At 71.2% G+C, this 14064-nt stretch carries 2 protein-coding genes; both read right to left on the reverse strand.

Annotated features, from left to right (window positions below; all coding sequences use genetic code 11):
- Positions 1-2 precede the first annotated feature (2 nt).
- Entirely contained in the window at positions 3-12380 is a 12378-nt protein-coding gene (locus MQV74_RS02295) for a non-ribosomal peptide synthetase (protein ID WP_278194070.1), read from the reverse strand.
- A gap of 431 nt (positions 12381-12811) precedes the next feature.
- A complete protein-coding gene (locus tag MQV74_RS02300) occupies positions 12812-13909 on the reverse strand; it encodes a prephenate dehydrogenase (RefSeq protein WP_374120573.1) in 1098 nt (365 codons plus the stop codon).
- Between the last annotated feature and the right edge of the window lie 155 nt (positions 13910-14064).

The following is a 14064-nucleotide window of genomic DNA, read 5'->3' on the forward strand; positions in this document are numbered from 1 at the left end:
CCTTACAGCGCTTGTTCGCCGGCCAGTCCGGCCTCGAGTTGATCCATCTGGTCGGATGAGAGAGCGACGAGGGGGCCCGCCGACGACTCCGGCGCCGCGGTGGCCTCGCCGTCGGCGGGGAGTTCCGTGACGAGCAACGCCAGTCGTTCCGGCGTCCTTTCTTCGAACACCTGCCACGGGGTCAGTTCCAGCCCTTGCCTGCGGGCGCGGGCCGAAAGCTGCATCGAGACGATCGAGTCGCCGCCGAGCTCGAAGAAGCTGTCGTCGGCACCGACCCGGTCAAGGCCGAGTACCTCCGCGAACAGTGCGCACAGCCTCGCCTCCATCGCCGTGCGCGGGTCCCGCTTCGAGGACATGCCCACGAATTCGAGGGTCTGGAGCGCCCGGTGGTCGAGCTTGCCGTTCGGGGTGAGGGGCATGTGCTCCAGCGACACGAACGCCGCGGGCATCATGTACTCCGGCAGGCGTTCGGCCGCCAGCTCGCGCAGCGCGGAGGTCAGCGTGCCGTTCTCCCCCAAGGCGTCGGCCGACGGCACGACATACGCCACCAGCTGCTTGTCGCCGGGGCCGTCCCTGCGGACCGCGATCGCCACCTGGCCGACGCCTGGATGCTCCACGAGCACGGCCTCGATCTCCGCCGGTTCGACCCGGTATCCGCGCACCTTGACCTGCGCGTCAACCCGGCCCGCGAAGAGCAGCTGGCCCTCCGGGGTCCAGCGGAACCGGTCGCCTGAGCGGTACATCCGCTCACCGGGGGCGAACGGACTCGCGACGAACCGCTCCGCGGTCAGGCCGGGGCGTCCGAGGTATCCCCGCGCCAGTCCGACGCCCGTGATGTACAGCTCGCCGACCACCCCCGGCGGTACCGGCTGGAGGAAGGCGTCGAGCACGTAGTGCCGCACGTTGTGGATCGGGCCGCCGAGCGGGACCGCGTCGTGTCCCGGAGCCAGCGGGGCGCTCATCGTCGAGCAGATGGTCGTCTCGGTCGGCCCGTAGGCCTGGATCACCCGACGGCCGGGCGACCAGCGGTCCACCAGCGCGGCCGGCAGTGCCTCGCCGCCCGTCAGCACTGTCTGGAGGGTGTCCGGCAGGTCGTCCTCACTCGCCAGCACGCTCGGCGACACGGTCAGGTGAGTGATGCCCGCCTTGCGGATCGCGTCGCCCAGTGTCACCCGGGGCGGCATGCTCGTCGCGTCCGGCAGGACCAGGGTCGCACCGGCCAGCAGAGTCATGTACAGCTCGGAGACGATGGCGTCGAACCCGATCGCGGACAGTTGCAGGACCCGCGAGGACGACGTCACGGCCATCCGCTCGATGTGCGCGTAGCCCAGGTTGACGAGCCCGGAGTGGGCGACCAGGACGCCCTTGGGCACCCCTGTCGACCCCGATGTGTAGATCACGTACGCCGCGTCGTCCGATGCCACGCGCGGCAGCTCCACACCCGGATCGGCGGCGGGCAGGTCTTCAAGGACCAGCACCGTGCCCGTGAACTCCGCGGGCACGACCGCTCGCGTCGTCTTCGTGCACACCAGCACGTCGGGCGCCGAGTGCGCCAGCATGAACTCGACGCGCTCACGGGGGTAGTCCGGATCGACCGGCACGAACGCACCGCCCGCGAACGTCACGCCCATGAGGGTCACCGCGAGTTCAGCCGAGCGCTCGACCAGTACTCCCACCCGGGCCTCACGCCGTACGCCCAGGCCCACGAGGAGCCGCGCCAGCGCTTCGACCTCGCCGAGCAACTGGCTGTACGACAGGGTCCGGGCCGCGTCCTGCACCGCCGGCGCGTCCGGCGTCCGCTCGACCTGTCGGCGGAACAGCGCCGGGAGTGTCTCCGGCACGAGCGGCTTGTCGGTCCTGTTCCACTCGTCCACCACCAGGCGGTGCTGCTCAGGTCCGATCAGGCCGACCCGTCCCACCGGCGTGCGCGGATCGGCCACGACCTGCTCAAGGGCCCGCAGGAGCGACGCGAGAAGCTCCTCGACCTGGGGCCGCTCGAACGCGTCCGGGCGGAAGATGACTTCGCCGTGGACGGGGCCCGCCACGGACGCGCGCATGGACAGGGGGTAGTGCCCGGTGTCGTTCGGAATGCCCGCGGGACGCATGACGAGGGCGTCGGGCTCTTCGGAGACGGGCGGCGGGGGCGGGTAGTTCTCGAACACCACGATCGTGTCGAATGCCGCACCGGGCCCGGCGTGCTGATTGATCTCGGTCAGCCCGACGTGCTGATGCGGTATCAGCGCCACCTGCCGTTGTTGCAGGTCCGCCAGCATGTCGACGAATGGTTCAGCGCCGGCCAGGCGGGCCCGGACGGGCAGCATGTTCATGAACAGGCCGACCGCGGACTCGACACCCGGGATCTCGGGCGGACGACCGGCCACCGCGGCGCCGAAGACCACGTCGTCGCGACCGGTCAGCCGGGCCAGCAGCAGCGCCCAGACCCCTTGGAAGAGCGTGTTCGCCGTCACGCCGTGACGGCGGGTGAACTCCATCAGGCGCCGGCTCAGATCGTCGTCGAGTGCGAACCCGACCCGGTCGGGCTCGACGGGCGTGATGATCGTCTCCGGTGGCACGACGTGCGTCGCCTCGTCGAGCCCCGCGAGTTCGGTCCGCCACGCCTCCCGGGCGGCTGTCTTGTCCTGCTGAACGGCCCAGGCGAGGTAGTCGCGGTACGACGTCGGGGTCGGCAACGCCCGACCCGTCCCGCCGGCGTAGTACGCCGCCAGCACCTCACCGGTGATGAGCGGCAGGGACCAACCGTCCGCCGCGATGTGATGCGACGTGAAGACGAGCCGGTGCCGGCGGTCACCGAGGCGCAGCAGGTGCAGACGCAGCTGCGGTGCCCGGGTCAGGTCGAACCGCTCGGCATGCAGCTGTGCCGCGAGACGGTCGACTTCCGCCAGCGCCTCGCCCTCGGGCAGATGGGACAGATCGGTCTCCTGCCAGGGCAGCGCCACCTCGTCGGCGACCGCCTGCACCGTCGCACTGGACCCGAGCTGATGAAAACTCGCCCGCAGGGCGGGGTGCCGGTCCAGCAGCACCTGCCACGACCTGCGGAAGCGGGCGACGTCCAGCGGTCCCTCGATGACGAGGGTACGCATACTCGCGTACACGTCCGGGCCGCGCTCGTCGGCGGCGTGGAACAGCAGGCCCTCCTGGAGCGGAGACAGCGGCCAGATGTCGACCAGGCCCGGTACGGCGGCCTCGATCTCCGCCACGTCCCGCTGCGTCAGCGCGGTGAGCGGGAAGTCGGACGGTGTGTGCCCCCCGGCGTCGCCGGCGTCGACGTGGGCGGCGAGGCCGGTCAGCATGTCCAGCCAGCCCTGTCCGAGCGACTCCGCCTCGGCTTCGCCGAGCAGACGCCCGGCCCAGGTCAGGGACAGCTCCAGTGCGGGCCCGTCGGGAGCGTCCAGCACGACCGCGTCGATCTCCAGGACGTGCCGCAATGCCGCGTCCCGGTCCGTCGTACCGCCGATGGTCCCCACCATCTGCCAGGGCTCCGCGGCACCGTCGGGCCGGGAGGAGAAGCGGCCGAGGTAGTTGAACCCGATGTCCGGCTTCGGCAGCGCCGCCAGGGCCGGGCCGGTCTCGGCGTTGAGGTACCGCAGCATGCTGTAGCCGAGCCCGCCGTCGGGCACGGCTCGCACATTCTCCTTGACGCTCTTCAGCAGCAGGCCTGCCGCGTCGCCGCCCGAGACGGCTTCGGCGGTGTCGATCCCGGCCACGTCGAGGCGGAGCGGGTGTATGTCGGTGAACCAGCCGACCGTCCGGGACAGGTCCAGGTCACCGAGGGGCTGGCGGCCGTGGCCCTCGACGTCGACGACGACGGCCGTGTCGCCGCGCCATCGGGCCACCGCGCCCGCCAGGGTGGCCAGCAGCACCTCGTGCACACCACAGTGGAAGGTCGAGGTCGCCTTCGCCACGAGCACGCCGGCCTTGTCCTGCGACAACCTCCACGTCCTGCGTCCCGCGGTCGACATGGTGTCGCGCGTGGGATCGAACTCGCCCGGCAGCGACTGCGCTCCGTCGAGGATCGCCGTCCACGTCTCCAGCTCCGCGGTCCGGGTCGCCGCCCGCTCGACGAGTGTGCGCGCCCACCGCCGGTACGAGACGTCGACCGGATCGAGTGCCGGTTCCCGGCCCGCGGACACGGCCGCGCAGGCCGTCTGCAGGTCCGGCAGCAGGACTCGCCAGGACACGACGTCGGCCAGGAGGTGGTGCGCCACCACCACGAGCCGTCCGAGGCGGCCGGGTCCCGCGTCCACCCACACCGCCCTGATCATCACGCCAGCGGCGGGATCAAGGCGGGCGGCCGTCTCCTCGGCGCAGCGCTCCGCGATCTCGTCCAGGTCACCGGCACCGGCCTCGACCCGTGCGACCAGCGTCGCCGCGGCTACCGCTGCCCGGTCGGCCACGACCAGCCGGGGCTGCTCTCCGTCGGTCTCGACGATCCGGCTGCGCAGCATGTCATGGGTGTCGATCACCGCGGCCAGTCCGGCCGCCAGCACCTCCACGGACAGGTCGTCGGGCGCACCCACGGTCACCCACTGCGCCGGTGCGCGTCGGGTCATCGCACGGGCATCGCGTTCCAGCAGTGCCCGCACCACCGGCGTCCACGGGACCTCGCCGACGCCGTCGGCGACGTCGGCCCGCGCCGGACCGCCACGCTCGGCGACCGCCGCGATCCCCGCGGGCGTCTTCTGCTCGAAGACCTGCTTCGCCCCGAAGACGAAACCCTCGCGACGTGCGCGGGCGGCCAGTCGCATCGACAGGATCGAGTCGCCGCCCAGCTCGAAGAAGCCGTCGTCGGCGCCGACCCGGTCGAGGCCGAGTATCTCGGCGAACAGGTCGCACAACACGCGCTCGGCCTCGGTACGCGGCTCGCGGCCGGCCGCCCTCGCGGTGTACTCCGGAGCCGGCAGGGCCGCACGGTCGATCTTTCCGTTGAGCGTCAGCGGGAAGCCGTCGAGGACCACCACCGCGGGCACCATGTACTCCGGCAGCCGCGCCGCGAGATGCTCACGGACCGTGTCGGAATCCGGTCCCGGATCCCCTTCCGTGGTCACGTACGCGATCAGCCGCTTCTCGCCGGGTTGGTCCTCCCGCACCACCACGATCGCCTGCGCGACCCGCGGCACCTCGGCCAGGGCCGCCTCGACCTCCCCGGGCTCCACGCGGTAGCCCCGGATCTTCACCTGGGAGTCGGCCCGTCCGACGAACAGCAGCTCACCCTGGTCCGTCCAGCGCGCCAGGTCGCCGGTGCGGTACATCCGCCCGTCCGTCACCTCGGAGGCGCTTCGCGCCGCCGTGTCGCCGGGAGCGAACGGATCAGCGACGAACCGTTCCGAGGTCGGCCCGCTCGCGCCCGGATAGCCGTGCGCGAGGCCGGCTCCGGCGAGGTACAGCTCGCCGGTCACGTTGGGTGCCACCGGCTGGAGGAACGCGTCGAGCACGTAAGCCCGCCGTCCGGCCAGCGGTCGGCCGATCGGCAAAGTGCCGCCCGTCTCGTCCCCTGGTTCGAGGAGGTGCCACGTGGCGCAGAGGGTGGCCTCGGTGGGGCCGTAGAGCTGCCGGACCCGAACCTCCGGGCACGCCCGGCGCACCCGCGCGACGGACGCAAGGGGTACCGCGTCACCGCCGGTCAGGATCTCGCGCAGTCCGCGGAAGGACTCCGGCGACTCCTCGGCCACCACTCGGAAGCTTCCGGCCGTGAGATGGGCGGTGGTGACGCCGTGTTCGATCGCCTCGCGCAGCCGCTGCGCGTCGACCGCGCCCGGTTCCGCGACCCGCACGCGGGCCCCGCTGACCAGGGGCACCCAGATCTCCACCAAGGACGCGTCGAACGCATGGGGTGCGTGCAGCAGCACACAGTCCTCCGGGCCCTGCGACCAGCCTGGGTCGCTCGCGAGCGCCGCCACGCTTCCGTGCGGCACCGCGACGCCCTTCGGGACCCCGGTCGATCCGGACGTGTACATCACGTAGGCCACGTCGTGCGCCCCGGCCGTGAGGGGCGGCGCCTCGCGCGGCACTTCCGCGATCGCCGGTGCGTCCATGACCATCGGCTCGACCCCGTCCGGCACCGCGTCGCGGGTCGCTCCCACGCAGACCGCCACCCGCGCGCCGGCATCGGCCAGCATCCCGGCGATCCGTTCCGCGGGGTGGTCCACATTCACCGGCACCTGCGCGGCCCCCGCCTTCCAGACCGCGAGCAGGGCGACGAACAGGTCCGCGCCGCGTTCCATCACCACGCCGACACGGTCGCCACGCCGCACACCGGTCCCGGCGAGGTGCCCTGCCAACCGATCCGATCGCCGGTCGAGGTCGGCGTACGACAGGGTGCGTCCGCCGTCCATGACCGCCACCGCGTCCGGGGACCTGTCGGCCTGCTCGCGGAACAGCTCAAGCACCGACCGCCCGTCGGCCGCTTCGCCGGTCGAGCCTCCGCGCTCCATCAGCGACGCACACGTCGATCCGTCCGTCACGGCCAGGCGGCCCACCGGAAGCGAGGGCTGCGCCACCATCCGTTCGATGACCCGTACGACCTGCCTGGTGACCTCAGTGGCCGTTTCCCGGTCGATCCGATCGGGGCGGTAGGCCACGTCGATCCGCAAGCGGTTCCCGGGAGAGACGCTCATCGTCAGCGGGTAGCTGGTGCCGGTCCGGGTGCGGACCGAGCTGATGGCGAAACCACCGTCGCCCTCAGGACCAGCGGCGTCGTCCGGGTAGTTCACGACCATCACGAGGGTGTCGAAGATCGCGCCCGTCCCCGCGAGGCGCTGGATCTCCGACAGCCCCAGGTACTGGTGCTCCGTCAACGCCGCTTGGCGGCTCTGCACGTCATGCAGCATGTCGAGTACGGGCCGGCTGCCTTCGAGCCGCACACGTACCGGGACGGTGTTGATGAACATCCCCACCATCCGCTCGACATCCGGAACATCCGCGGGGCGCCCCGACACCACGGACCCGAACACCACGTCCGTCCGGCCCGCAAGGCGTGCCAGCACCAGCGCCCACGCGCCCTGCACGATCGTGCTCAACGTCAGTCCATGGCCACGTGCGAAGCCGGTGAGCGCCCGCGTCGCCTCCTCGGACAGCCATTCGGCGTGCCCGTCCGGCATGACCATCGTCTTGTCCGCGTCGGCGTCCATCCTGGTCGGTTCGTCCGACCCGGCCAGCTCGGACTGCCACGCCGCTCGTGACGCCTGCTCGTCCTGGCGGCGGAGCCACGCCAGGTAGTCCCGGTAGGACGGTGGCGTCGACGAGCCCTGTCCGTCCGCGTAGCCCGTCGACATCTCGCCCAGGACGATCGGTGTGGACCAGCCGTCCAGGACGACGTGATGCGACGTCACGACGAGCCGGTGCGTGCTCTGACCGAGACGGATCAACGACAGCCGGAGCAGCGGTGCCTTGGTCACATCGAACCGCTCTGCCTGATCCCGCCTGAGCAGGCGGTCGACCTCCGCCGCCGCGGCCGCCCCGTCAAGGTGCGACAGATCGGCCTCACGCCATGGGACATCGACCTCGTCCTCTACGACCTGCACCGTCTCGCCGGATCCGAGCTGATGGAAGCTCGTCCGGAGCGACTCGTGCCGGGCGACAAGGCGTTGCCACGCCGCACGCAGCCGTTGTGCGTCGACCGGTCCGTCGAGTTCGAGGATCCGCTGGCTCTGGTAGACGTCGACGCCGTGCTCGTCGACGGCCCGCTCGAAGAGCATGCCTTCCTGCAGCGGTGACAGGGGCCAGACGTCCGTCAGCCCTGGTGCCGCGGCCTCCAGCTCCGCCACGTCCCGCTGCGTCAGCTCGACGAGGTCGAAGTCGGACGGGGTGTGCCCGCCGGCGTCGGGTTCCTCGGCCAGCGCCGCGAAGCCGGTCAGCATCTCCAGCCATGCCTCGCCGAGCCGCTCCACCGTGGCGGGGTCGAGGTCCCTGCCCTGGATGGCCAGCCTCAGCCGGGGTCCGGCGGGTGTGTCCTGGACGTCCGCGGAGACCTCCACCGGGTGGGCCGCGAACATTTCGGGACCGCCGCCGAGCGACTCTTCGCACCCCTGCCACGGGGTGTCCTCGGCGGCGAGGCTGGACCGGCCGAAGTAGTTGAAGCCGATCTGCGGGGACGGCAACGCGGCCAGCACGGCCCCGGTATCGGGGTTGAGATAGCGCAACAGCCCGTAGCCGAGGCCGTCGCCAGGGGTGGCGCGGACCTGTTCCTTCACGGTCCTCAGCAGCTGCCCGGCCGCAGCGTTCCCCGCGGCCGCGGCGGAGAGGTCGACATCGGAGACGTCGAGCCGGACCGGGTGGACGCTGGTGAACCAGCCCACGGTCCGCAACAGATCCTCGCCATCGGCGGCATGGCGGCCATGGCCTTCCACGTCCACCAGAATCCCGGCGCCGGCGCCGCTCCGGCGCGCCACCGCACCCCCGAGGCCCGCCAGCAGGACTTCGTGGATCCCGCAGTGGAAAGCCTGCGGCAGCCGGGCCACCAGACTGCGCGCCGTGGCTCCGGACAGTGTCCACGACCACGAGTGCGACCGCCCGGGCTGCCTTTCGGGGGACGAAGTCTCGGGGGACGAAGTCTCGGGGGACGCAGTTTCGAGGGGCGGAGTTTCGAGGGGCGGAGTTTCGAGGGGCGAATCCGCACCGTCCAGCACGGCGACCCAGTGGTCGACTTCAGCGATCGTGCTCTCGCTCAACGCCTGCTCGGTCAGCCGCCGTGCCCAGTGCCGATACGAGGTCGTCGCAGGTTCGAGGGCAGGGAGCCCGCCGGAGGTCACCGCGTCGTACGCCGATCGCAGATCCGGCAGCAGGATTCCCCACGAGACCGCGTCGACCGACAGATGATGGACCACCAGGGCCAACCGGCCCGGCCGGTCGCTTCCGGCGTCGACCCACACCGCCCGCACCATGGTTCCCGCCGACGGGTTCAGCGTGCCGGCCGCCGTCCTGGCTTCGTGCTCGGCCAGCTCATCGAGGTCCGTGGCCCCGGCCGGTACCCGTGTGACCAGGCCGGCCGCGTCCACCGCGCCGCGCTCGGCCACGAACAGCCGTCCGTCAGGTGTCACCCGTGCCCGCAGCAGATCGTGCACGTCCAGCACCGCTTGCAGGGCACTCACCAGGGCATCCGGGCTCAGGTCCGCCGGGGCGACGACGACTTTCGCCTGCACGAAGCCAGGGCGCGCCGCGGCATCCCCGAGGGCACGCATCACCGGTGTCCAGGGGATCTCCCCCACGCCTGTGACCGCCTCGGAGCGGTCCCGTACGCGGGTCGCCAGGGCCTCTTGCGTCAGTGCCGCGAGCCGCTCGGGGGTCCGGTGCTCGAATATCTGCCGCGGGGTGAGGAAGATCCCCTCGCGTCGCGCACGGGCGGCCACCTGCATGGACGAGATCGAGTCCCCGCCCAGCTCGAAGAAGCTGCCCTCGACCCCGACCCGTTCCAGGCCGAGGACCTCGGCGAACACTCCGCACAGGATGCGCTCGGCCTCCGTCTCCGGCTCCCGGTTGACCGCCTTCGCGGCGAAGTCCGGGTCGGGCAGGGCCTGCCGGTCCACCTTTCCGTTGACTGTCAACGGCAGTTGGTCCAGCACGAGCACCGCGGCCGGAACCATGAATGCGGGCAGCGTCTCCGCGAGCTGCTCGCGCAGCCGCACCGGGTCGACGTCGTGCCCCGCTTCGGCGACCGCGTAACCGATCAGGTGTTGCTCGTCGCGTACGGATACGACGGCCTGGCCGACACCGGGCAGGCCGGCGAGGACCGCCTCGATCTCGCCGGGCTCCACTCGGTACCCGCGGATCTTGACCTGATCATCGGCACGTCCGGCGAACGCCAGCGCGCCCTGGTCCGTCCAGTACGCCAGGTCCCCGGTCCGGTACATGCGCTCGCCTGTCACCTGGCCACCGTCCCCCGCGGAGGCGTCGCCGGGAACGAACGGATCAGCGACGAACCGCTCCGCCGTCAAGGCCGCACGACCGAGATAGCCCTGCGCCACCCCGGCTCCAGCGACGTACAGCTCGCCCACCACGCCCGGAGGCACCGGTCGCAGGAACGCGTCGAGGACGTAGGTTCGCCGCCCCGAAAGCGGTCGTCCGATCGGCAGCACTGATCCCGTCGCCTCGCCGGGTTCGAGCAGCCACCACGTGGCACACAGCGTGGCCTCCGTCGGGCCGTAGAGATGCCGTACCCGCACGTCAGGGCTGCCGCGCCGCACCCGCTCCACCGCCGCGGGCGGCACGGCGTCGCCACCGGTCAGCACCTCGCGCAGACCGGCGAGCGACTCCGGTGACTCCTCGGCCACCACCCGGAAGGTCCCCGCGGTCAGATGGGCGACCGTGACACCGTCGGCCACATATCCGGCCAGGGCCTCGCCGTCCACCGCGCCCGATCCGGCCAGCACCACCCTGGCGCCCGACAGCAGCGGCACCCACAGCTCGAACAGGGATATGTCGAAGGCGTGCGAGGCGTGCATCAGCACGGCGTCATCGGGGCCGATCGCCCATCCCGGGTTCCCGGCCAGCGCCGAGACGTTGCCGTGCGACACCGCGACGCCCTTCGGTGTGCCCGTCGACCCCGACGTGTACATCACGTATGCGAGGTCGTCAGCGGCTGCGCCGATGGACAGACGGGTGCTCTCCGCGACCGCCCGCCGCGTCCGGACATCGTCCAGGACGATCGGGTCGAGCCCTCCGTCCAGCACGACCTCTCGGTGCGCTTCCGCGCACACCACTGCCGCCGGCTCCGCATCCGCGAGCATGAACTTCAAGCGTTCCGCCGGATAGGCGGGGTCCACGGGGACGTACGCCGCTCCGGCCTTCCACACCGCGAGCAACGACGCGATCAGCTCGGGTGACCGGCCCATCACCACGGCCACCCGGTCCCCGCGCTGAACGCCCTTGCTGCGCAGATAGCCGGCGAGACGCTCCGCGTGCTCGGCCAGTTCCCCGTACGACATCGCCCGATCGCCGTCGACGACCGCTGCCTCGTCGCGGCGGCGCTCCACCTGGCGGTCGAACAGCTCCGGGGCCGGCCGGCCCGGCATCATGGCGGCTGTCGCACCCCATTCGTTGACCACCACATCGCGCTCGGCCGCACTGGTCACATCCACTTCGGCCACCGTCAGGTCGCCCGCACCCGTCAACTGGCGCAGAACCTCCTTCAATCGCTCGACGATGGTGAATGCTGTGGCCCGGTCGAAGATTTCCGTCAAATAGTCGAGTTTGAAGAGCATCGACGCGCCGGGGACGCAGACCAGCGTCAGCGGATAGTGGGCGGCTACCCGGCCCTGGTGTATTCGGATGCCAAAGTTTCCCTCGGAGTCCGATTCGGCGGGCTTGTTGGGGAATTTTTCGAAGACGATCAAGGTGTCGAAGATCGCGCCGGGGCCGGCCGTCTGCTGTATGTCCACCAGGCCCACGAACTGGTCAGGTATGAGCGCCGACTGCCGCCTCTGCAATTCCGCCAGCAGTTCCATGACCGGCGTCGAGCCGCGGAGTTGCACGCGTACCGGAACGGTGTTGAGGAACAGCCCCGCCATCTCCTCGACGCCGGGCAGGTCCGGCGGGCGCGCCGACACCGCCGCCCCGAACACCACGTCCGTCCGGCCCGCGAGACGTGACAGGACCATCGCCCACGCGCCTTGCACCACGGTGTTCAGCGTCAGCCCATGGCCACGGGCCAGCTCGTCCAGCGAGCGCGTGAGGGTCTCGGACAGCTCGACCTCGACGCTGTCCGGCACTCCGGGGGCCCGCCCCGGATCGGCGGGGGCCACCAGCGTCGGCTCCTCGGCACCACGCAGCCGCGCCACCCATGCCGCCAGTGCCCGCTCCTTGTCCTGCCTGCTCAGCCACGCGAGGTAGTCCCGATACGAGGTCACCGCGGGCAGGGCCAGCGGGTCGCCGCCGGCCGGGTACAGCTTGGACAGCTCGTTGACCACGACCGGCAATGACCAGCCGTCCATGATCGTGTGGTGGCAGGTCATCACCAGTCGGTGCGTACGGTCGTCGAGGCGGATCAAGGTCAGCCGCAGCAACGGCGCCTGTGCGAGGTCGAATCGTTTCGTCCGATCCTCCTCGGCCAGCTCCCGCACGGCCTCGGTGGGGTCATCGAGGTGGGAGAGGTCGACCTCCCGCCACGGCAGTTCCACCTCCTTGACGACGATCTGCACCGTCTCACCCGATTTGCGCTGCCGGAAGCAGGCCCGGAGCGGAGCGTGCCGGGTCAGCAGCGCCTCCCATGCCGCGCGCAGCCTGGCCGCGTCCACCGGCCCGTCCAGGTCCAGGATCCAATGGCCTATGTAGACGTCGGGCGCTTCTCCGTCGTACACCGCGTGGAAGAGCAACCCAGCCTGCAGTGGCGACAGCGGCCAAATGTCTTCGATCCGCGACTGGGCCATCAATGTCTCCCTCAATCAGCTATGGGCTTGACGTTGGTCGTCGAACTGAACAGTGAATTCCTCAAACTCGCCTTAGAACAGGTCGAGGAGGTGGACGTCGAATGCGGAACGTGCCGCACGGAAGAATCATCCGCCTGACGGGCATTCCCAGACAACATGTCCAGTCACACCAGAGGCGGTCGCTCGATCGCCGTCGCTCAATTCACGCGCACCAGGCGGCGCTTGGCCGTGCTACTCCCCGCCGACGAGGTCACCGGCAACGTGGCTCTGTCCTTCCGGTACTTCGGGAGCATTTAGCAGGCGTACGACGGCTTGTACCGCCGCTGCCAGGCCGAGGGCGTCGAGGCCCTGCGGACCCGCTCAGCGGATCCTGAACCGGCGGAACCCGGGCCGCCCACGGGGCGAGCCACACATCGGGCCGCGGCCGGCGCTCAGCGCTCGTGCCAGCCGCCGGCCCGCAGGGCTTCCCGCAGCGGTGCCGACATGCCGGGAGCGACGCTGACATGGACCAGGCCTGCCTGTCGGCCGGTGGCGTGCTCGATGCGGATGTCCTCGATGTTGACGTCGGCGCGGCCCGCGTCCGTCAGCAGCCGTGCCAGTTCGCCCTGCTGGTCGCCGATCATCACGGTCACCGATTCGAACCGCTCAGGCTGCGGCCCGTGCTTGCCGGAGATGCGGCTGCGGCCCGACACCCCCCTGCGCAGCATGGTCCCGACCGTCTTCATGCCACTGCTGCGCTTGGCTTCGTCCGTCGCTGCCATGGCGCGCAGCCCGGCGACCATCTCACTGAGATCGGCGCTCAGTTCGTCCAGGAGGTCCGCCACGACCGCGGCGTTGCCGCCCAGGATGTCCAGCCAGAGCCGGGGGTCGGCTTCCGCGATCCGGGTCAGGTCCCGCAGCCCCGGGCCCGCCAGGCTCACCTCACGTTCCTCGGCGCTTTCCAGGCGCATCGCGACCAGGCTCGCCACCACGTGGGGCGCGTGGGACACCAGCGCCACCGCGCGGTCGTGTGCCGCCGCCTCCATCAGGACGGGAACAGCGCCACACAGCGTCACCAGCTCCAGTGCCGTGTTGAGCGTCTCGGTATCGGTGTCCGCCGTCGGCGTCAGCGCCCAGGTGCGGCCCTCGAAGAGGTCGCCCCGGGCCTTCAGCGGACCGCTGCGCGACGCACCCGCCATGGGGTGTCCGCCCACGTAGCACGAGGTGTCGCAGTTGAGGGCGATGACGTCGTGCTGCATTTCCGCCTTCACGCTCGCCACGTCCGTGTAGTGCCGCGCCAGGTGCGCGCCCTGTGCTTCCGCCAGCACCTTGCCGACGAGCGGCGGCGGCACCGCGACGATCGCCAGGTCGACGGTTTCCGTGGGCGGCCGCACCGTACCGGCGCCCAGCGACGCGGCCGTCCGGGCAGCCGCCGAGTCGACATCCCTGAGGTACACGGTCAGGCCGCGCGCCCGCAGCGCCAGCGCCACCGACGTACCCATCAGACCTGTGCCGATCACCAGTGCGGAGTGCATCACGGCCACATCCATTCCTTCGGTTGATCAGTATGAGCAAGGGCCCGGGACCGGGCGCCCGTCGATCGGGCCCCCGGACGGTGGGCGGCAACGCACGAAAAGCCGGACGGTGGCCGACGCCCCGCGGGGATCGGGCCTTGCCGAAGCAGGGCGGTAGCGCCCGCCGGGCG

This window comes from Streptomyces sp. AN091965 (assembly GCF_022698285.1).
Classification (GTDB): domain Bacteria; phylum Actinomycetota; class Actinomycetes; order Streptomycetales; family Streptomycetaceae; genus Streptomyces.

Bases quoted from the DNA above. Each gene is read 5' to 3' on its own strand.
- MQV74_RS02300 (WP_374120573.1), bottom strand. From the start codon at position 13,909: ATGGATGTGGCCGTGATGCACTCCGCACTGGTGATCGGCACAGGTCTG.
- MQV74_RS02295 (WP_278194070.1), bottom strand. From the start codon at position 12,380: ATGGCCCAGTCGCGGATCGAAGACATTTGGCCGCTGTCGCCACTGCAG.